Below are 19,270 nucleotides of genomic sequence, written 5' to 3'. Positions count from 1 at the left end.
GGTTGCTCCACCCTCCCATGCTTGTCGGTTCAGCCCGCAAGATGGAGGGGTGGTGTGCCTCCAACAGACTGGTTTTGCAGAACGGATTTTTTGAGCCCAACCTTGATCCCACACTGATCCGCGAGCGCTTGCTGGCGCTGGAGCAGGGAAAAGTGGGCTTCTACAGCGTTGGTCTGTATCCGGCTGCTCTGGCTTACAACTGCGCCATGCAGACCGATGGATCGCGGCTGCTGCTGGCTCCTCGCCCTGGTCGCCGGTTGCTGGGTGCCTTCTCGGAGCGAGATCTGGCGGGGATGGACCCCGAGCACATCGCCACGATGGAGCAGATGGGGAGCCACCTGCAGGGCACCAGCCGCGTGCCCAACACCCTGCGGGATCTGATCGAACGTTGCGATGTTGTGGTGCTGAGCGCCAACAGCAACCACGTCGAGGAAGATCTGCAGGAGTCGCTGGAACTGCGGCAGGTCCTGCGCCGTGAACATGTGGTGTTGGCCTGTCTGGCGGGATCGTTTTGCCACGATCCGATCACCAATGAGGCCTATGTCCTGTGCCAGAAGCAGCCCAACCTGGCCTTCTTCAGCGGCTTCCATCGCCATGGAGCCCTGCGGAACCCGCTCGATAGCTTCACCGCTAATTTCTGCCATCCCAATGCCCTCACGGCGTTATTAGGTGCACGCCTGCTGGATCGCCTGTCACCCAACATTCAAGTGTCGGCGGGAGTGCACAATATCGAGGGGCAATACATCAAGGCGGCCAAGAACATGGCCTCGATCTTCGCGGGGTTTGGTTACACCTACCACCGTGAGAATCCAGGTGTTCTGCCCACGCTGCTCACACTTCTGTTGGAGCAGTGCCTCGATCAGGCCGCCACGGTCTCAATGGCACGCAGCGACCGCCAGCGGCTGTATTACCGCCAGCCGATCGCGCTCACGGAGCTCGGTTACGGCGTGCAGCGCATTGAAGCGGCGCTGGTTCGCGATGGTGACATGGAAAAGGTGCGCGATCACACCTTCTCGCAGCTCACGGCGATGGTGGCGGATGTGCGCGGCAGCATGATGCTGCCCAGCACCGGCAGTCCCACCCGCAATTTTCAGGCCGGGGTGGTGCTGGCTGAGCGCATGCGCGACCTTGGCCGCTGCCCGGCCAGCCTGGAGGAATTCGAGCAGTGGTGTGAGCAGGCCGGTTTAGCGAAAGGTGGCCTGGAAGGTCTGCGCTCGCTGCGCTATTGGCCGCAGATCCTCCGCCAGTATTCGATTCCGATCCACGACGCCTCCCTCGGCAACTTGCTCTATATGGCGATCTTTGGTCGTCAGAGTTCCAAACAGACCGCTTTCGCGGTGATGACTGAAAGCCGCGAGCTGAGCAATTACTGCCAGGAATCGGTGCGCCCCACCCATAGCCGTCGTTATGCCGACGCTCTCCAGAATCTCGACAACCCAGCCGCCCTCGATTTGATGGTGAGCGCGGTGGTAGCCGATCTGGCCCGCCGCTCCGCTGGTGGCGACAGCTTTGTCGACGATGAATCGGTGAACAGCGACGATCTGCCGGCCTACCTGCAGGCGATGAACGTTATTGAGAACGTGTGGTGAGCGGCAGCAGCACTCCGCTCTCGCGCTCGAACCGTAGTTCTGCCTCCTGCCGCCAGCGCACCTGAACCGCATCGGCCACCGGGCCGGCATCACCGATCACCTTCAACGTGCCGTGGCCGGGGCAGTGCACGTGGGAGATCACGCGATCCCCCAGCCACTCTCGATGGCTGAGCTTCCCCTCCAGGGCCGACCAGCCCGCGCCGATCGCACTGCCTGCTGCGGCCAGCTGCAACCGCTCCGGCCTCAGGCCCAGCTGCAGTTCAGCCGTATCGATCAGATTGATTGTGGGATTGCCCAGGAAGCTCGCCACGAAGCGATTTGTGGGGGTGTTGTAGAGCTCCTCCGCGGTGCCGATCTGTTGCAGCTGCCCTGCACGCAGCACGGCGATGCGATCCGCCAGTCCCATCGCCTCATGCTGGTCGTGGGTCACATACACCACCGGCACCCCGGTGCTGCGCAACAGGGTGCGCAGTTCACCGCGCAGGTCTTCCCGCAGCTGAGCATCGAGATTGCTCATCGGCTCATCCAGCAGAAACAGGGCCGGTTTGCGCAGCAGGGCGCGTGCGAGAGCCACCCGCTGCCGCTGGCCACCGGAGAGGGCCGCCGGCCGGCGCGTGCGCAGCTCCTCCAGCTGCAACAGGGCCAGCACCTGATCAAGATCGCGGGCGATTTCAGCTTTCGGCACACCGCGCAGCTCCATGCCCAGGCTGAGATTGCGCTCCACGCTCAGATGCGGGAACAGGGCATAGCTCTGGAACACCATCGCCACTTGCCGCTGAGCCGGCGGGAGGTGGGTGATCGCCGCTCCACCGAGGCGGATCTCACCGGCGCTCACGGGGTCGAGGCCGGCGATCAGCCGCAGCGTGGTGCTTTTGCCGCAACCGCTGGGGCCCAGCAGAGCCAAGATCTCGCCAGGCGCCACCTCCAGGCTGAGCTGATCGAGCAGCGTTTGTTGCTGCACGCGGCGGCTGAGCCTGTGCAAGACCAGGCCTGCAGCCAGGGCGGGTGGGGTGGTGGTCATCCTTTGATCGCTCCCTGGGTGAGGCCGCTGATGATCTGCCGCTGGAACAGCAGCATCAGCAGGATCAGTGGGGTGCTTCCCAGCACGGTGGCGGCGGCGAAGGCGCCATAGGGAATGGTGTACACCGACGATCCGGCGATGCGGGCCATGGCTGGGGCAAGCGTGAGCAGATCGCTGCGGCTGAGCCAGGTGAGGGCGATTGGGTATTCGTTCCAGCAGAAGATGAAGATCAACAGGGCAGCGCTAGCGATCGCCGGGGCCATTAGCGGCAGCAGCACCCAGCGCAGGCGCTGCCAGAGGCCCATGCCCTCCATCACCGCTGCCTCCTCCAATTCCAGAGGCAGATCGCGGAATGAGGCCTGCAGCAGCAGGATCGCCAATGGCAGGCATAAACCTGCATAGGGAAGGCTCAGGGCCAACAGGTTGTTGGCCAGATGCCAGTCGCGTGCCACCTCCAGCAAGGCCAGGAACAGCAGCACCGCTGGGAACGCGGCGGCACCGGCCACCAGCAGCGATACACCGCGCGAGACCGTGCGGCCGATCCGGCTGAGGCCATAGGCACAGGGCACCGCCAGGGCCAGGGTGAGGGCGGTGCTGGTGGCCCCCACCACGGCACTGTTAACGAGATAGAGCAGAAACGGAGGCTCGCCCTGCAACAGGAGCTGGTAGTGGCTCAGGGTCCAGCCGGCCTGGCGACCCAGCCCTCCCGTGAGCGCTTCCGTGGGCCGCAGGGAGGTGTAGAGCTGCCAGAGCATGGGGCCCAAGCTCCAGATCAGCAGCACGAGGCGAGCCATCAGCGCACCCCTCCTGGCGTGGGTCGCGTGAGGCGAACGGCGCCTGCAGCGGCGGCCGCCACCAACAGCAGCACTGCAAATGAGCCGAGCATCACCGTGGCGCTGTAGCCGAAATCCAGGAAGCGCATCGCGTTGAGGTAGGCGTAGAGGGCCAGGCTTTCGGTGCTGCCGGCTGGTCCACCACCCGTGAGCACCTGGATCAAATCGAAGACCCCGAGGGCCTGGGCCAGGCGGAACAGCAGAGCGATCAGTAGATAGGGGGTGAGCAACGGCAAGGTGATGCGGCGCAGGCTCTGCCAGGGGCCGGCGCCCTCCAAGGCCGCTGCTTCATAGAGATCCGACGGAATCGTCTGCAGCCCTGCCAGCAGCAGCAGCGCTACGAATGGGGTGGTTTTCCAGGTGTCGGCCCACACCGCGGCCATCCAGGTGATCGCTGGATTGGAGAGAAAAGGAATCGGGCCCAGCCCAAGCCGGTTGCTGAGTTGATTGATCGGCCCGTAGGGATCGTTGAAGATCCAGCGCCAACCGAGGGCCATCACGGTGGTGGGCAGCGCCCAGGGCAACAGGCTGATGGTGCGCAGGGGCCCGCGACCCCGCAGAGGCTGATGCAGCAGCAAGGCCATGGCCAGTCCCAGCAGCATCTCGAGCCCCACAGATGCAGCGCTGAAGCGCAGCGTCTGCCAGGTGTCTTGCCAGAAGCGGGCATCGTTCCAGAGCCGCAGCCACTGCTCGGCACCGACCGGCCTGGGCTGAAGGCCGGTGAGCACCGTCTCGGCCTGGGTGCTGAGCCAGGCGTAGTGGAGCAGCGGTGCAGCAAACATCGCCACCAGCCAGAGCAGAGCCGGCGCCATGAGCAGCCAGAAGCGCCAGCGCATCACCCTGCTGCCCCCGCCGTAAGCAACAGTCGCTCGCTGTTGGTCTGCAGCTGCTGCATCGCCGGCGCCGGCTCCACAGCGCCGCTGAACACGGCGTTCACGTCGCGGTAGAGCAAATCACTCAGCTGGGCGTAGATGGGGGTGAGCGGTCGCAGCACGGCATCGCCCAGGGCGAGCTTCAGCTCGGCCAGCACTGGGTTGGTCGCTAACAGTTCGGGGTCGTTGAAGACGCTGACCCGCGTGGGGGTGTAACCCCACTGCAGATTCAGCTGCTTCTGCGCCTCCTCACTGGTGAGGAAGCGCAGCGCCTCCACAGCGGCCTGCTTGTGGCGAGAGCCCGCCAGCACGGCCAGCCCCCAGCTGCCCTGGGTGGCGGCGTGGGGTTCCCCGGGCTGACTCACCATCGTGGTGATGCCCACCTTGCCGCGCAGGGGCGACTCGGCCCGATTCAGTTCAGCCCAGGCATAGGGCCAGTTGCGCATGAACGCGGCATCCCCCGCCTGAAAGGCCTGCAGCGCCTCCGGTTCAGCCATGTTGGTCACCGTGGGCGGCGTGATGCCGGCCTCCACCAGATGGTTCAGCCAGGTGGTGGCCTCGATGGCCGCTGGGCTGCTCAGGTCGGGCTGGTTGTGATCCAGCCAGTGCCCCCCGAAGCCGCGCAGCATCTCCACCATCACGCAGCTCAGGCCTTCGTATTGCTTGCCTTCCCAGACGTACCCCCACGGCACCTCACCGCTGGCCTGAAGGCGCCGGCTGATCGCCTCGAGCTCCGCCGGTGTGCGCGGTGGGGCCTCCATCAGATCGGTGCGCCAGAACAGCAGGCCCATGTCCGCCACCAGTGGGAAGCGCCAGAGATGCCCGTTGAAGGCATTACCCAGCTCCGCCCCGGGAGCCAGATCGGCCAATGCATCGTCGCCCAGCCAGTGCTCCAGCGGCTCCAGCCAGCCCGCTGCTGCGTATTTCGGCGTCCAGGTGACGTCCATCAGCAGCAGGTCGTAGGGACTGCTTCCCAACAGCAGACTGCTGATCGCCAGATCCGATACCGCCTCGGTTTCCAGCGGTCCTCGGCTCACGCTCAGTTCAAGACCGGGATGCTCGCGGTTGAACGCCTTCACCAATTCTGTGGTGGCCTCAGCGAAGGGCGCCGGCATCAGCACAGTCACCCGCTCCACGGCAGTAGCGGCCAGGCCCCACAGCCCCAGCAACACGCTGGTGAGCATCACCAGCAGTACCAGTGGCCAGCGGCGCGCCATCAAGCGATGAGCGCCGGTTGCATCGGTTGGATGGCCCGCAGCTGTTCCTCAGCCCAGTTGTCCACGCTGAGGCGCTCCACCGCCTGCACCATCGAGGCCATACGGCTCGACTGCTGTTCAGGAGGCATCGCCAGGGCCGCTTCAATCGCCTCATCCATGCGGCGATGGGAATAGGGATTGGTGAGCACAGCACCCTTCATCACCACGGAGGCTCCAGTGAATTCGGAGAGCACAAGCGTGCCCCCCTTGCCTTTCCGAGCTGCGGCATATTCCTTAGCCACCAGATTCAGGCCATCGCGCAGTGGTGTGATCCAGCAGATGTCGGCGGAGGCAAACCAGGCCACCATTTCCTCGTAGGGAATGCGCTGGGTGGTGAGACGAATCGGCACCCAGTCGATGCGGCTGAATCGGCCGTTGATGCGGCCCACCATCTCCTCGATGCTGCGCTGGGTGTCTGTGTACACCTTCATCCCGGAATTGGCAGCCACGCAGGCAAGCACCAGCACCACCTCGCCGTGCAGATCAGGGCGCCGTTCCATCAGCCGTTCGTAGGCGAGGAGCAGTTCCTGATTGCCCTTGGTGTAGTCCACCCGGCTGGCGGAGAGGATCAAGCGGCGACCCCGCTTGCTGCCCTCCTCGATCTCGCTGATCAGCTGTTGCACGCCCGCGCTGTTGCGCAGGGTGGTGATCACCTCTGGACTGGTGCCCACCGGCGTGGACACCAGTTGCACGCGCCGTCCGCGGTACTCGATCCAAGGCGTGGCATCGGGTTGGGCGAGGGCGCTGCCGCAGGGCAGGAAGTGGGAGGCAACGGTGGTTTTCGGACCTTTCTCCACTGCGAGCAGACTGCTGGCGGCTCGGGCGAAGTTTTCGGCGTAGCGCGGGATGTGGAAGCCCACAGCATCACAGCTCAGCAGACTTTCGAGGATTTCCTCGCGCCAGGGCAGGATGCTGAACACATCACTGCTCGGGAAGGGTGTGTGGTGAAACAGGCTGATCTTGACGTCAGGCCGCAGCTCCCGGATGTAGCCGGGTGTGAGCCAGAGGTTGTAATCGTGAATCCAGATGGAAGCACCGGGTGCCGCTTCCTTGCAGGCCGCTTCAGCGAAGCGCCGGTTCACGTCTTGGAAGGTTTTCCAGTCGGCATTGTTCACCTCAAAGAAGCCGGGGAAGCTATGCAGAATCGGCCAGATCGATTCTTTTGAGGTCACGTGATAGAAGCTACCGATCTGCTGCTTGCGCAGGGGAATCCGGCGCAAGCGAATCGGCGGCGCACCATCCACCGACGCATCAACCGTGAGGGTTTCATCCTCCGCATCGGTCGCCGCGTCCTCGCGCCAGGCAATCCAGGTGCCGGAGGGCTGTGAGCGGAACAAATTGCGCAGCGTGGGGATGATCCCGTTTGGACTTTTCTGGTCCTGCCACTGACGCTGCCCTTCGGAGTCGATCACCTCATCAAAAGGTGAGCGGTGATAGACCAACACGAAGGAACTCGGCATGCTGCGCATTCAAGGGACTGCAGCTCATGGGGCCGTCGGACGCCGGTTGGCATCAGTGATCGGCCCTGGCCACCGTGCCGGTGTTCACCGGCACAACAGGGAAAGGTGGCCTGAGCGGGCTGTTTCCACCTTCCCCTGAAGCCCCGGGGATGTCAAATCGGGGAGCCGACCTAGAGCCCCCGATCCATCAACTGACCCATCAGATCGCAGCTGCGTTGCTGGAAGCCGGCGAGTTGATTCGGCTCCAGGCCGCCCACGGCCAGGCGTGCCATTTCATACACGTGACGGCTGAGGTCATCCGCCAGCTGTTGGCTGGGGGAGCTGGCGCCGCCACCGGTGATCACCGAGCCGGCGGAGAGCTTGAGCAGACCTTCCACCAGACGGTGCTTGCGGTTCACCAGCAGCACGTGGTGATCGGGCAGGCCGGGGAGGCGCTGCTCCATCAGGGCGCCCATGTCGTTGATGCGGCGCATCTGCTCCGGCAACAGGATCAGGGCGGCGGGGGCGTTGTCGCCCTTGAGGGCCTGCACCTGAATGGTCACCTTGTCATTGTTCAAGGCGCTCTTGAACAGGTCGCGCACCTTCTCCGAACTGTCTTTGCCGTCGGCATCGGCGAGTTCGCTCTCCTTCTCCTGCAGGGAGTCATCGAGTTCGCTGTCGACCCGCTGGAATTTCAGCTCTTCATGGCGATATTCCAGCCAAGGGATGAACTGGGTATCGATGAAGGTATCGGCCAAGAGCACCTCAGCGCCCTGCCCCTTCCAGAGGGCGAGGGCACCGGCCTGACCTGCCTCATCGGTGCAATAGAGGATGCGCTTGTCGTTGTCTGGGCTTAGGCGGGAGCGGTAGCCGGCCAGGGTGGTGAAGGCTTTGTTGTTCTCGCCGGGGATGGGGTCAGGGCTGTCGCCGTCGCCCGACGCCGCTGTGGTTCCAAACAACACCAGATCCGCCACCTGCTCGGCGAACTTGTCGTCTTCCATGGCGCCGATCTTGATGAAGGGGGCCAGGGATTCCCAGATCTCGGCGTAGCGCTTGGGCTCATCGCGGTGCAACTGCTTGAGCCGATCCGCCACCTTCTTGGCCACGAAACCGCCGATGGAGCGCACGCGCCGGTCGGTCTGCAGGGCTGAGCGGCTCACATTCAGCGGGATATCGGGCGAATCGATCACGCCCCGCAGGGGCAGCAGGTAGCGGGGCACCACCTCCTTGATCGAGTCGCTCACGAACACGTTGTTGCAGTAGAGCTTGATCTCGCCTTTCTCCCAGTCGGCGCGGCCGCTGAACTTCGGGAAATAGAGAATGCCCTGCAGGTTGTAGGGGTAGTCGGTGTTGAGGTGCACCCAGAGCAGCGGATCGCCCTGGAAGGGATAGAGGTAGCGGTAGAGCTCGATGTAGTCGTTGTCGGTGAGGTCGCGGGGGCTCTTGCGCCAGGGGGCTTCCCGCTTGTTCACGGTTTCACCCTCGAGCTGCACCTCCACCGGCATGAAGTCGCAGTAGGTGGTGATCAGCGTGCGGATGCGCGCCGGCTCGATGTACTCCTCTTCCTCATCCATGAGGTGCAGGATCACATCGGTTCCGGGTTCCGATCGCTCCGCCGCCTCAAGGCTGAAGTTGGGGGAGCCATCGCAGCTCCAACGCACCGCTTCACTGCCCTCGCGGGCCGACAGCGTGACCAGCTCCACCTGCTTGGCCACCATGAAGCTGGAGTAGAAGCCCAGGCCGAAGTGGCCAATGATGGCGTCGTCTTCCTGCTTGTACTTCTCGAGAAAATCTTCGGCGCTGGAGAAGGCCACCTGGTTGATGTAGCGCTTCACCTCATCGGCGCTCATGCCGATGCCGTTGTCGGAGATGGTGAGGGTCTTGGCTTCGCGGTCGATGCGGATTGAGATCTTGCCCTCGCTGCCCTCGCTGCAATCGCCGGCCATGGCCGCCATGCGGCGCTTGCTGATCGCATCCACGCCGTTGCTTACCAGCTCCCGCAGGAACACCTCATGGCCGCTGTAGACGGCCTTTTTGATGATCGGGAAGATGTTCTCGGTGTGGATCTGGATCTGGCCCTGTTCTGCCTGCAGCACCACAGCGTTCAACGCAACGTGGCACCAGATTCCTCTGGATCAGGGCAGCCCGCCAAGGGGGCGCGATGGGCAGGAAACCGACCCCTCAGCTGGGGGGGACGACGCGCCGTTCCACCTGAACAAACACCAGCCAGGCCACGCCGGCGGCGATGCCCCCAGTCCACTCGGAGCGGAGCAGTTCAATCAGCGACACGGTGCTGGCGGCGATGCGCAGGGCTCGAAGCCCGAAGCGGCCCAGCTGCTGCAGCCGATCCTGGTCGGTGGAGTCAGTCACGCGTGGCGATGATCTGGGTGGCTGAGGTCCAGGCGCCGCTGGCGTCGTAGCGGCGGATCAGCCGTTCGAGCCGATCGGGTGCGCTGAGCCAACCGGCCTCCACCGCAAAAGCGCTGCGGTGGTCCACATGGCGCGGGGTGAGGTGATACCCGCCATCCGCCATCCAGGTGAGCTGCAGCAGCGGATCGGTGTTGCCGGCCTCCACGCTCTCGCTCTGTCCCCCCAGGTTCGTTTGGATGTGCAGGCTGCCGGGTGTGGTGGCACTCACCTCGAAGCGGCAAGCGGCCTGGTCGGGTTCAGGCCAATCGGCCGTGATCGTGGCGGCCATGCCACTCCAGCTGCCGAGGAGTTGATCCGGCGTGAGGGCCGGGAGTTCCTGGGCGTTACTGCCAGCCCTGAATTCACGGATCAGCACAAGGTTGGCGAAGCCGCCGTCATCGTTGTGCAGCTGCACTAGGCGATGGCGGCGGTCGCCGCAGATGAAGCCGAACTCGCCGCCGAAGGGCGTGCCCGGCGCCACCTGCAGGCGGCCTTTGCAGAAGGTGCCGCTCTCGAAGAACACCACCTGCCGCCCGAGGTTGCGGTAGTCCTCGCTCATGTCGCGGCTGGGTTCGCCGTTCAGGTCGCCATCGGCGAAGCGCCGCAGGCGGAAGTGCACCAAGCGCTCGTCCTCGCCCTGCTCCAGCGTGAGGATGGAGGCTGTCGACTCCACCACGGCGCCGTTGGCGTCAAGGCTGGCGAAGCTGCCGCGCCACTCCCCCAGGTTGCGCAGAAAGTTGTCCCACTGACTCGACATGAGCAGACCCGTTCTCAGCCCACCCGCTGCAGATCCGGTTTCTCTTCAGGCACGATCGCTCCGGCCACAGGACACACCTGCAGGCAAATACCGCAGTCGATGCAGGTGTCGAAATCGATCCAGTAGAAGGCTGTGCCCTTGGCGTTGGCCCCACTGCCTGGGTTGATGCAGGCCACCGGGCAGGCATCCACGCAATCGGCCACCCCTTCGCAGATGTCGGTGACGATCGTGTGGGCCATTGGGCAGCGCTGCGAGTGCGCGGATCCTAGGAACCAACCCAGTGGCAGGCGGCGCAGCCGCGCTCTGCAGCGATCGCTTCGGCGGCGGAGCGGGTGGTGCAAGGGCTCTGCAGCAATTCAGCCCGGGTTCCCTCCCGGTGCAGGGCTTCCAGTTGATCGAGCGCTTCGCTCAGCTGGCTGGATGCGCTGTAGGCGACCAGCGTGGCGGCAGGGCGCTGGGGGGCACTGGCGTCGGTGCCGATCAGGTCGCGAATCGCCTCCACATCGAAGCTGAAGCCCATGCCGCCGGCTGCGCCGCCGAAGCGGGCCACCAGGGCGTCGTACCGCCCGCCGTTGGCCAGCGCTACCGGCGCCACCGAGCCTTGGCAGACCAGCTTCAGCACCAGCCCGTCGTAGAGGTCGAAATGGGGTTGGAAGCTTGGATCGAGCTGGAGCCTCACGCCTTGCTGCGATGCCACGTCGGCCACGCTGCTCAAGGTGCCCGCCAATTGCTCCAGAAGGCTGGAGGGGCCCAGCAGCTGCTCCAGTTGATAGAGCACCGCCTTGGTGTCACCCCGCAGCCGCAGGAGCTGTTGCAGACCCTGGCGCTGGTGACCGGGGAATTCCAGCTCCGCCAGGGCCAATGGATCGAAATTGATCAGGGCCTGCCGCGTGGCGAGACGCTGTTGCGCGGGCACTTGATCGAGCAGCGCACTGAGGATGCCGTGGTGGCCGAGCAGCAGCGTGGGTTGATGCGCCGCGGTGATCTGCAGTTGGCGCAAGCAGGCGAGCAACAGTCTCAGCAGCTCCGCATCCGCCACCAAGGCCTGACTGGCATCGGCACCCAGCAGTTCCACCCCGCTTTGCAAGCGCTCGTCTAAGCGGGGTTGGCCCACGTCGTTGAGGGCGCTGCGGAACACCGCACCACTGCTCCACAGGCGCAGGGGGCGCGGCCGGCTGGCGAGCCGTGTGCAGGCGGCCCGGGCGATCGAAGCGGTCATCTCCGGCCGCAGGCCCAGGGGCTCATCCGAAGCCAGCCGCACCAGGTCGCGATCGCGAATGCCACCACCGGCTTCGAGGGTTTCAAGCCGCTCCACCAGCGGTGGGGCGACTTCGGCATACCCCCAGCGCCGGTACACATCGGCGAGCTGGTCGCACAGCCAGCGGTTGCCATCCACCTCGCGCGGATTGAGATCCCTGGCGCCGGCAGCGGGTTGCAGGGCCATCGGATCAATGCGCTCAAACTGGGGCTGATCCTATGGAGCGGCCCTGTCGAGTTCCGGTGCACCAAAGCTGGCGCCGCTCAGCGGCTGGCAAGCGGCCAGTCCATCGATCAACGCTTGGCGCAAGCCGGGGCTGCAGGCGATCAAGCGCCCATCCGCCAGTCGAGCGGGGCTGCCGTCGTAGGCGCACACCACGCCCCCGGCCTGCTCCACAAGGGCAACGCCAGCCGCCAGGTCCCACGGAGACAAGCCGCGCTCCCAGTAGCCATCGAGGCGGCCGTCGGCCACAAACGCCAGATCCACGGCCGCCGCACCGCCCCGGCGGACGCCGCGGGTGCGGTGGGTAAACCAGGCGAATTCGGCGTAGTTGTTATCCAGACGCTCGTGCCGGTCGTAGGCAAAGCCGGTGACCAACAGGGAGCTGGCGAGGCTCGAGCACTGGCTCACCTGGATGCGGCTGCCGTTGCACCAGGCCCCGAGCCCTGGAGCGGCCCAATACAGCTGTTGCAGCGCCGGCACGGCCAAGGCCCCCAGCAGCGGCTGGCCGTTCCAGGTGAGGCCGATCGAGGTGCCGAAAAAGGGATAGCGGTGGGCGTAATTGGTGGTGCCATCGAGGGGATCCACGCACCACTCCAGGGCTGAGCCCTGGCCGGGCCGGCGTCCGCTCTCCTCGGCAAGCACCCCCAGCTCTGGCGTGTCGTGCTCCAGCACCTCCAGCACCGCCTGCTCGGCGGCCACATCAGCCTCGGTGACCAGATCCCCGGCGCGCCCCTTTTCGCGGATGGATTCCAAGCGGCCAAAGTGGTGCAGCAGTTGCGCCGCTCCCGCTTCTGCGGCTCGGCGGGCCACATCGGCGAGCTGTTCCAGCTCACCAGGCCTCAGCCCACTGGCTTCGGCGCTCTGATCCGAGAGCCGCTGCTGCTCAGGTGTGCTCATTCCTCCTCGAGGGGTAGGCCGGCACGCACCTTGCCACGGCCGAAGTGGCGGCCGAACTGCAGCTCGTACACCTCGTCTTCATCCTGGGTTTCCACCTCCAGCGGACCGGTGGCCCTGGCCACACACAACAGGCCGTATCCCTTGGCGCGAATCTCGCGCGACAGGCCCAGGGCTTCGCGCTGATCGATGGACCCCTCCAGCACGCGCACGGCGCAGGCGGTGCAGCAGCCGTTGCGGCAGCTGAAAGGCAGCGGTTCACCCTGCTGCTCGAAGCTGCGCAGGATGTACTCCCCTTCCGGCACGTCCAGGGCGATGGTGCGGTTCTCCTGGCGCCAGTGGACCGTGATGGGAAAGGTGCGCATAGCCGCAACCAGCGAACGACGTGGTGACTGCTACATTCTCAACGTTGCCCCGCGCAGCCGCGTCACCTGTTGACGCAGCAAAAGCCCCCCTCCCGCGGAGAGGTGGCCGAGTGGTCGAAGGCGCAGCACTGGAAATGCTGTATAGGGGCAACTCTATCGAGGGTTCGAATCCCTCCCTCTCCGTTTCTAAGGTCTTCGGACCAGCCGCCCCCAGGGCGGTTTTTTTATGTCGACAGCCAGCCTGGTCTCAATCTTTTGGATCAGCCGAACCGGCCGGTGACGTAATCCTGGGTGGCTTTTTGTTTGGGGGCGTTGAAGATCAGTTCGGTCTCGGCGAATTCCTCCAGGCAGCCCACCTTGCCGTCGCTGTCGGGATTGGGGGTGACGTTGAAAAAGCCGGTCATGTCGCTGACGCGGACCGCCTGCTGCATGTTGTGGGTCACGATCACAATCGTGTAGCTCTTCTTGAGCTCATGCATCATCTCCTCGATTTTCAACGTGGAGATCGGGTCGAGCGCTGAGCAGGGTTCATCCATCAGGATCACTTCCGGCTCGATCGCAATCGCCCGGGCAATGCACAGCCGCTGCTGCTGCCCGCCAGAGAGCGAATAGCCGCTCACCTTGAGCTTGTCTTTGGTTTCATCCCACAGGGCCGCTTTGCGCAGGGAGCGCTCCACCAATTCATCCATATCTCCTTTGAAACCATTGATGCGGGCGCCGAAGGCGATGTTTTCGTAGATGCTCTTCGGGAAGGGGTTCGGCTTCTGGAACACCATGCCAATGCGCCGCCGCACTTCCACCGGATCCACATCCCGGGCGTAGAGGTCTTGGTTGTCGAACAGCACGCGCCCCTTCAGGCTGCATCCCTCGATCAAGTCGTTCATGCGGTTGAGGGAGCGCAGCACCGTGCTCTTGCCACACCCGGATGGACCGATAAAGGCGGTGACCTTGCCGCGGGGCACCTCCATGTACACACCCCGCACAGCCACGTTGCTGCCGTAGCTGATGCTCACGTTCTCGAGGTTGAAGCAGGGGCTGGGGGTGGCAGGCGACATGGAAATCAGGGCTGGGAACAGGGGCGAATGGGTGAGCTCAGGTGTTGCTGAAGCGGCCCAGCCAACGGGCCAAAAGATTGGCCAGCAGGATCATCACCACCAACACAAACGACGACGCCCAGGCCAAAGCAATCTGGGCCTCATAGGGCATGATCGCGAAGTTGTAGATCAACACCGACATCGATGCGATCGGATTGAACAATCCTTCAGGCCAGAACGGTGAGAACAGGGCCGTGAAGATCAAGGGCGCTGTTTCACCAGCCGCCCGTGCAATGGCCAGTACCACGCCTGTGGCAATGGAGGAGAAGGCCGCCGGCAAGGTGACGCGGGTGATGGTGACAAAGCGCGAGGCGCCCACGCCCATGGCCCCCCAGCGCAGCTCCTGGGGCACCAGCTTCAGGGCTTCATCGGTGGTCTTGATCACCGTGGGCAACATCAACACGGCCAGGGCGATGCCGCCGGCCAGGGCGCTGTAGCTCTGGTTGAAAAACAGGCGCGTGCTCACGAGCAGGCCGTACACGAACACGCCACAGATGATCGATGGCACACCCGCCAGCACATTGGTTCCAAAGCGCACAAAGCGGGCAAACCAGCCGACTGAGGCGAATTCAGCCAGATACACGCCGGCTCCCACGCCCACGGGCACGGCAATCAGGGCTGCCACCAGGGTGACGATCAGGGTGCCGAGGATGGCATTGCCGATGCCACCGCCGTCCAGCCCCGGCGGCGGTGGCAGCTCGGTGAGCAGCTGCAGGGTGATCAAGGATCCACCCTTGAACAGCACGTAGGCGATCACCACGATCAGCGGCAGCACCGCCAGAGCGGTGAACAGAGCTGCTGTAGCGGTGAGCAGCTGATTCCAGCGGTTGCGCGCCAGGGAGGGCTGCAGGGTTAAGGAGCCGCGGTTGAAGGACGTCATCGGGCTCAGTATTTGAGGCTCAAACGGCGCACGATCACCTGGGCCAGGAGGTTCACCAGCAAGGTGAGCACCATCAGCACCAGGGCGGCGTACATCAGCGCTGAGACCTGCAGTCCATCGGCTTCACCGAATTGGTTGGCCAGCATCGAGGAGATCGTGTTGGCGGGTGCCAGCAGGCTGAAGCTGAAGTTGTTGGAGTTCCCGATCAGCATCGTGACCGCCATGGTTTCACCCATGGCCCGGCCCAGAGCCAGCATCACGCCGCCGGTGATGCCAGAAATCGCCGCCGGCAGGATTACATGGACGATCGCGCCCCAGCGGGTGGTGCCCACGCCGTAGGCCGCTTGCCGCAGCGTGAGCGGAACCTGTTGCAGGGAATCGCGGGAGATGGCCGTGATGATCGGCAGGATCATCACCACGAGGATCAACACCGCTGGCGCCATCCCTGGCCCTAGGGGAGTGGTGGAGAAGAAGGGCAGCCAGCCAAGCCATTGATGCAGGCTCTCGAGCCCTGGCCGTAGGAAGGGCTCCATCACAAAGATCCCCCAGAGCCCCAGCACCACCGAGGGGATCGCCGCCAGGAGCTCCACCATCACTCCAAGCACCTGGCGAATCGCCAGGGGAATGATGTTTTCCGTGAGGAAGATGGCCGTACCCACGCCGAGGGGAACGGCAATCGCCAGGGCCAGTAGGGAGCTGACCACCGTTCCATAGATGGCGGTGAAGGCGCCGTAGTGCTCCCCGATCGGATCCCAGTTGGACGTAGTTAGGAACGCGAGGCCAAAGCGACCGATCGCCTCCCGGGCGCCGCCGAGCACCGTGAACAAAATGCCCACCAACACGAGGCCAACCACCGACGCCAGCACCACCGCCAGCTTCTGGAAGCCACGATCGATCAGCAGTTCCCAGGGGGGACGCCGCCGCTGCGAAAAGAGTTCAGGGCGGGCACCCACAGCCATGGGGATCTTTACCTGACCCAAATCTAAAGGTCTGGCGCAGGGCCGTTAGCGTTGGGTCTTAGGCAACAATCCCTGGGGCGCAGTCAGTCAGTTGGCACGGATCGTTGGCATCGACCTGGGTACCACCAACTCGGTGGTGGCGGTGCTGGAGGGCGGCCGTCCGCAGGTGATCGCCAGCGCCGAGGGCGGCCGCACCACGCCATCGGTGGTGGGCTTCAGCAAAGACTCTGAATTGCTCGTGGGGCAGTTGGCGCGGCGCCAACTGGTGCTCAACCCACGCAACACCTTCGCCAATCTCAAGCGCTTCGTAGGCCGCCAGTGGGACGAACTGGACGAGAGCAGCCTTTCGGTGCCCTACACGGTGCGGGCCAACGACCAGGGCAATGTGCGGGTGGTTTGTCCTGCCACGGAGCGGGAGTACGCCCCGGAGGAGCTGGTGGCCAGCATCCTGCGCAAGCTCGTGGATGACGCCAGCACCTATCTGGGTGAACCGGTGGAGGCGGCGGTGATCACCGTTCCGGCGTATTTCAACGACGCCCAACGCCAAGCCACCCGCGATGCAGGCCGCCTGGCCGGCATCAGCGTGGAGCGGATTCTCAATGAGCCCACGGCGGCCGCCCTGGCCTACGGCTTCGATCGCAGCACCGTGAAGCGGGTGCTGGTGTTCGACCTGGGCGGCGGCACCTTTGATGTGTCGGTGCTGCGCATCGCCCAGGGGGTGTTCGATGTGAAGGCCACCAGCGGCGACACCCAACTGGGCGGCAACGATTGGGACCGCCGCATCGTGGACTGGCTGGCCGACCAGTTTCAGGCTGAGCACGGCGTTGATCTGCGCCGCGATCGCCAGGCCCTGCAGCGGCTCACCGAAGCCGCGGAGAAGGCCAAGATCGAGCTCAGCGGTGTGCAGAGCACGCCCATCTCCCTGCCCTTCATCGCCACGGCAGACGCAGGGCCGCTGCACATCGAAACCAGCCTCGAGCGGCGCACGTTTGAGGGCCTGTGTCCAGATCTGCTCGACCGCCTGCTCCGGCCGGTGCAGCGTGCCCTGCGTGATTCAGGGCTTGCCGCCGAAGACATCGACGACGTGGTGCTGGTGGGCGGCTCCACCCGCATGCCGATGGTGCAGGAGATGGTGCGCACCCTGATTCCGCTCGAGCCTTGCCAATCGGTGAATCCCGATGAGGTGGTGGCGATCGGCGCAGCCGTTCAAGCCGGGATCCTCACCGGTGAGCTTCGCGATCTGATGCTGAACGACGTCACGCCGCTCTCGCTCGGGTTGGAGACCATCGGCGGCGTGATGAAGGTGTTGATCCCGCGCAACACCTCCATCCCGGTGCGCAAGAGCGACGTGTTCAGCACCTCGGAAGCGAACCAAAGCTCCGTGGAGGTTCATGTGCTCCAGGGTGAGCGGCAGATGGCGGAGGGCAACAAAAGCCTCGGCCGCTTCCGCCTTTCCGGTATCCCACCAGCTCCACGGGGCGTTCCCCAGGTGCAGGTGTCGTTCGACATCGATGCCAACGGGCTGCTGCAGGTGTCGGCTACCGACCGCACCACCGGTCGCCAGCAGAGTGTGAGCATTCAGGGCGGTTCGAACCTCAGCGAAGACGAGATCAAGACCCTGATCGAGGAGGCCGAGCAGAAGGCCAGTGAAGACAGGCGCCGTAAGGCTGAGATCGATCGCCGCAACCGGGCGCAGACGCTGGTGGCCCAGGCGGAGCGTCGTCTGCGGGATGCGGCTTTGGAGTTGGGGCCCTACGGCGCTGAACGCCAGCAACGGGCTGTGGAAATCGCTGTGCGCGATGTGCAGGATCAGTTGTCGTCCGGTGACCTGGGCGATCTCGATTTGGCGGTGAGCCAGCTGCAGGAGGCGCTGTATGGCCTCAACCGCCGGTTGGCCAGTGAGCGCAAACAGGACAGCAGCCCTCTGCAGGGTCTCAAGAACACCCTGGGTTCCCTCAAGGACGAACTCTTTGCCGACGACGAGTGGGATGACTGGGATTCCCGGGGTCGTGGGCGTGATCCCTGGGCTGAACCCTCCTGGAGTGCTAGCCGCGGTGGCTGGGGTGCCGACGACTGGAGTCGCCCGGCTCCTGTGCCAACGCCTCGCTATGACGACCTGCGCGAACGCGATGGCTACGACCGAGAGCCATTGCGCTCGAACGCCGGCCCCTATGAACGTGACGCGATCGAACGCGACCCGTATGACCGCGACTCGTATGACCGCAACCAGTTCGACCGCAACCAGTTCGAACGCGACTCGTATGAACGCGACAACTACGACAGCCGCTACGACGACACCAGCAGGGTTGCTCGCGACTGGGAGCGCGACGTGCGAGGCGATCAACCGGCGGATCGATTCGACGAGCCTTCCAGGCCATCAGAGCGCCGTGCAGAGCGGCCTGCCCCATTCGAGGGGGATCCCTGGGCTGAGGATTGAGCCCAGTGAGCCGTGCCCCCTCTCAAACGACCGTGAACCATTGGGCGGTGCTGGGCTTGGATCCGGGCGCCGATTCCCAGGCGCTCAAACGGGCATTCCGCCAGCAGGCGCGCCGCTGGCATCCGGATCTCAACGGTAATGATCCCCACGCGGAGGAGCAGTTCAAGGCCGTTAACGAGGCCTACGCCGTTCTGAGTGATCCGCAGCGGCGGCAGCAATGGGAACAGGGGCTCGATACGAACGAGGCGGCTGCAGCCGGTCTCGATCTCTTTGCCCATGGTTTTCCCGACTTTCATGACTACGTCGAGGAGCTGTTCGGTGCTCCCCAGCGCCGATCGGCACCTGATCGCAGCCGCGAAGCGCCGGAGGAGGAGGCCTCCCAGGCTCCCCGTGGCCGTAGTGAGGTGACCGCGGCACCCCCGCCTCCGCCGCCTGTGGTGGCGAGCAGCGATTGCGAGTCGCTGGTGGAGCTCACGCCGGAGCAGGCTTTGCACGGGGAGCGGGTGGAGATTGATCTACCCGATGGCACCGGCGTGGAGGTGTGGACTCCGGCGATGGCGGGGGATGGTTGGCGCTTGCGGCTGTCCGGGGTGGCTCCTGGTGGGGCGGACCACTTTCTGCAGTTGCGGGTGCGCACGCCGGAAGGGCTGAGGATTGATGGGCTGCGGGTGCTGTACCAGCTGGACCTTTCCCCTGCTGAAGGGGCGTTGGGGTGTTCGGTGGTGGTGCCCACCCTGGATGGTCCGGTGCAGCTGCGCATTCCGCCTGGCTCCTCCAGCGGACGGCTGTTGCGCCTGCGGGGCCGTGGATTGCAGCAGGGGGATCAGCGTGGCGATCAGCTGGTGGAGGTGCGTTTGGTGGTGCCCTCGGCCCTCACCGAAGCGGAGGAGGCGTTGTATGCCCGACTGCAGCAGTTGGCGGCGGAACTTGATGGTGAACGGACCTGAGCCGACATTGGCGATCAGTGAGACACTGAAGCCAGCGT

General features: G+C 64.7%; 18 protein-coding genes and 1 tRNA gene. 4 read left to right on the top strand and 15 right to left on the bottom strand.

Annotation, left to right across the window (positions count from 1 at the left end):
• The first annotated feature begins 41 nt into the window (after window positions 1-41).
• Entirely contained in the window at window positions 42-1,589 is a 1,548-nt protein-coding gene (locus tag KUL97_RS04090; protein WP_217796025.1) for a hypothetical protein, read from the top strand.
• Here KUL97_RS04090 and KUL97_RS04085 read toward each other — a convergent pair.
• From KUL97_RS04085 to KUL97_RS04030, 12 genes are all read right to left on the bottom strand, one after another.
• A complete protein-coding gene (locus KUL97_RS04085; RefSeq protein WP_217795700.1) occupies window positions 1,570-2,610 on the bottom strand; it encodes an ABC transporter ATP-binding protein in 1,041 nt (346 codons plus the stop codon). The two genes, KUL97_RS04090 and KUL97_RS04085, sit on opposite strands and share 20 nt — an antisense overlap.
• Window positions 2,607-3,404: a carbohydrate ABC transporter permease gene (locus KUL97_RS04080; RefSeq protein ID WP_217795699.1), complete on the bottom strand. Its 798-nt coding sequence runs from the start codon at window positions 3,402-3,404 to the stop codon at window positions 2,607-2,609. Before KUL97_RS04080 ends, KUL97_RS04085 begins: the two co-directional genes overlap by 4 nt.
• Window positions 3,404-4,279, bottom strand: a complete 876-nt coding sequence (locus tag KUL97_RS04075; RefSeq protein WP_217795698.1) for a carbohydrate ABC transporter permease — start codon at window positions 4,277-4,279, stop codon at window positions 3,404-3,406. The genes KUL97_RS04080 and KUL97_RS04075 overlap by 1 nt, the downstream gene beginning before the upstream one ends.
• Window positions 4,279-5,532, bottom strand: a complete 1,254-nt coding sequence (locus KUL97_RS04070; RefSeq protein ID WP_217795697.1) for an ABC transporter substrate-binding protein — start codon at window positions 5,530-5,532, stop codon at window positions 4,279-4,281. Before KUL97_RS04070 ends, KUL97_RS04075 begins: the two co-directional genes overlap by 1 nt.
• Window positions 5,532-7,031, bottom strand: coding sequence for a glucosylglycerol-phosphate synthase (gene ggpS, locus KUL97_RS04065; protein ID WP_217795696.1), 1,500 nt, complete (start codon window positions 7,029-7,031; stop codon window positions 5,532-5,534). Before ggpS ends, KUL97_RS04070 begins: the two co-directional genes overlap by 1 nt.
• Window positions 7,032-7,201: 170 nt before the next feature.
• Window positions 7,202-9,109: a molecular chaperone HtpG gene (htpG, locus tag KUL97_RS04060; RefSeq protein ID WP_217796024.1), complete on the bottom strand. Its 1,908-nt coding sequence runs from the start codon at window positions 9,107-9,109 to the stop codon at window positions 7,202-7,204.
• A gap of 82 nt (window positions 9,110-9,191) precedes the next feature.
• Complete coding sequence (locus tag KUL97_RS04055) at window positions 9,192-9,380, bottom strand: hypothetical protein (protein ID WP_217795695.1); 189 nt, start codon at window positions 9,378-9,380, stop codon at window positions 9,192-9,194.
• On the bottom strand, window positions 9,373-10,176 hold the full coding sequence (locus KUL97_RS04050; protein ID WP_217795694.1) for a DUF3598 family protein: 804 nt from the start codon (window positions 10,174-10,176) through the stop codon (window positions 9,373-9,375). Before KUL97_RS04050 ends, KUL97_RS04055 begins: the two co-directional genes overlap by 8 nt.
• Before the next feature lie 14 nt (window positions 10,177-10,190).
• The gene (locus tag KUL97_RS04045; RefSeq protein WP_217795693.1) at window positions 10,191-10,415 is read right to left on the bottom strand and encodes a ferredoxin family protein; all 225 of its coding nucleotides are present in this window, start codon (window positions 10,413-10,415) and stop codon (window positions 10,191-10,193) included.
• Window positions 10,416-10,441: 26 nt separating this feature from the next.
• Window positions 10,442-11,620 (bottom strand): ATP phosphoribosyltransferase regulatory subunit, encoded by a 1,179-nt coding sequence (locus KUL97_RS04040; protein ID WP_217795692.1) that lies wholly within the window; start codon window positions 11,618-11,620, stop codon window positions 10,442-10,444.
• Window positions 11,621-11,650: 30 nt separating this feature from the next.
• Window positions 11,651-12,553 carry an inositol monophosphatase family protein gene (locus KUL97_RS04035; RefSeq protein ID WP_217795691.1) on the bottom strand — a complete coding sequence of 301 codons (903 nt, stop codon included), beginning with the start codon at window positions 12,551-12,553 and terminating at the stop codon, window positions 11,651-11,653.
• Window positions 12,550-12,915 (bottom strand): 2Fe-2S iron-sulfur cluster-binding protein, encoded by a 366-nt coding sequence (locus KUL97_RS04030; protein ID WP_217795690.1) that lies wholly within the window; start codon window positions 12,913-12,915, stop codon window positions 12,550-12,552. Before KUL97_RS04030 ends, KUL97_RS04035 begins: the two co-directional genes overlap by 4 nt.
• 96 nt (window positions 12,916-13,011) lie before the next feature.
• Here KUL97_RS04030 and KUL97_RS04025 point away from each other — a divergent pair.
• Window positions 13,012-13,098 (top strand) — tRNA-Ser (locus KUL97_RS04025).
• Between the two features lie 77 nt (window positions 13,099-13,175).
• Here KUL97_RS04025 and pstB read toward each other — a convergent pair.
• The 3 genes from pstB to pstC are packed head-to-tail and all read right to left on the bottom strand — an operon-like array spanning window position 13,176 to window position 15,848.
• Window positions 13,176-13,970: a phosphate ABC transporter ATP-binding protein PstB gene (gene pstB / locus KUL97_RS04020; protein ID WP_217795689.1), complete on the bottom strand. Its 795-nt coding sequence runs from the start codon at window positions 13,968-13,970 to the stop codon at window positions 13,176-13,178.
• Between the two features lie 37 nt (window positions 13,971-14,007).
• The gene (gene pstA, locus KUL97_RS04015; protein WP_217795688.1) at window positions 14,008-14,889 is read right to left on the bottom strand and encodes a phosphate ABC transporter permease PstA; all 882 of its coding nucleotides are present in this window, start codon (window positions 14,887-14,889) and stop codon (window positions 14,008-14,010) included.
• A 5-nt stretch (window positions 14,890-14,894) separates the two neighbouring features.
• Window positions 14,895-15,848: a phosphate ABC transporter permease subunit PstC gene (pstC, locus tag KUL97_RS04010; protein WP_217795687.1), complete on the bottom strand. Its 954-nt coding sequence runs from the start codon at window positions 15,846-15,848 to the stop codon at window positions 14,895-14,897.
• Window positions 15,849-15,939: 91 nt separating this feature from the next.
• Here pstC and dnaK point away from each other — a divergent pair, with 91 nt between their 5' ends.
• Together dnaK and KUL97_RS04000 are read left to right on the top strand one after the other, a co-directional pair.
• A complete protein-coding gene (gene dnaK / locus KUL97_RS04005) occupies window positions 15,940-18,285 on the top strand; it encodes a molecular chaperone DnaK (protein WP_217795686.1) in 2,346 nt (781 codons plus the stop codon).
• A 5-nt stretch (window positions 18,286-18,290) separates the two neighbouring features.
• Window positions 18,291-19,232, top strand: a complete 942-nt coding sequence (locus KUL97_RS04000) for a DnaJ domain-containing protein (protein WP_368656084.1) — start codon at window positions 18,291-18,293, stop codon at window positions 19,230-19,232.
• Window positions 19,233-19,270: the final 38 nt, after the last annotated feature.

It is taken from the genome of Synechococcus sp. HK05 (assembly GCF_019104765.1).
Classification (GTDB): Bacteria; Cyanobacteriota; Cyanobacteriia; order PCC-6307; family Cyanobiaceae; genus Vulcanococcus.
The sequence above is the reverse complement of the archived record's forward strand: the minus strand, read 5'-3'. Positions and strand labels throughout refer to the sequence as shown.

Coding starts and splice junctions, on each gene's coding strand:
- KUL97_RS04090 (WP_217796025.1), top strand. CDS start 42: ATGGAGGGGTGGTGTGCCTCCAACAGACTGGTTTTGCAGAACGGATTT.
- KUL97_RS04085 (WP_217795700.1), bottom strand. CDS start 2,610: ATGACCACCACCCCACCCGCCCTGGCTGCAGGCCTGGTCTTGCACAGG.
- KUL97_RS04080 (WP_217795699.1), bottom strand. CDS start 3,404: ATGGCTCGCCTCGTGCTGCTGATCTGGAGCTTGGGCCCCATGCTCTGG.
- KUL97_RS04075 (WP_217795698.1), bottom strand. CDS start 4,279: ATGCGCTGGCGCTTCTGGCTGCTCATGGCGCCGGCTCTGCTCTGGCTG.
- KUL97_RS04070 (WP_217795697.1), bottom strand. CDS start 5,532: ATGGCGCGCCGCTGGCCACTGGTACTGCTGGTGATGCTCACCAGCGTG.
- ggpS (WP_217795696.1), bottom strand. CDS start 7,031: ATGCCGAGTTCCTTCGTGTTGGTCTATCACCGCTCACCTTTTGATGAG.
- KUL97_RS04050 (WP_217795694.1), bottom strand. CDS start 10,176: ATGTCGAGTCAGTGGGACAACTTTCTGCGCAACCTGGGGGAGTGGCGC.
- KUL97_RS04045 (WP_217795693.1), bottom strand. CDS start 10,415: ATGGCCCACACGATCGTCACCGACATCTGCGAAGGGGTGGCCGATTGC.
- KUL97_RS04040 (WP_217795692.1), bottom strand. CDS start 11,620: ATGGCCCTGCAACCCGCTGCCGGCGCCAGGGATCTCAATCCGCGCGAG.
- KUL97_RS04035 (WP_217795691.1), bottom strand. CDS start 12,553: ATGAGCACACCTGAGCAGCAGCGGCTCTCGGATCAGAGCGCCGAAGCC.
- KUL97_RS04030 (WP_217795690.1), bottom strand. CDS start 12,915: ATGCGCACCTTTCCCATCACGGTCCACTGGCGCCAGGAGAACCGCACC.
- pstB (WP_217795689.1), bottom strand. CDS start 13,970: ATGTCGCCTGCCACCCCCAGCCCCTGCTTCAACCTCGAGAACGTGAGC.
- pstA (WP_217795688.1), bottom strand. CDS start 14,889: ATGACGTCCTTCAACCGCGGCTCCTTAACCCTGCAGCCCTCCCTGGCG.
- pstC (WP_217795687.1), bottom strand. CDS start 15,848: ATGGCTGTGGGTGCCCGCCCTGAACTCTTTTCGCAGCGGCGGCGTCCC.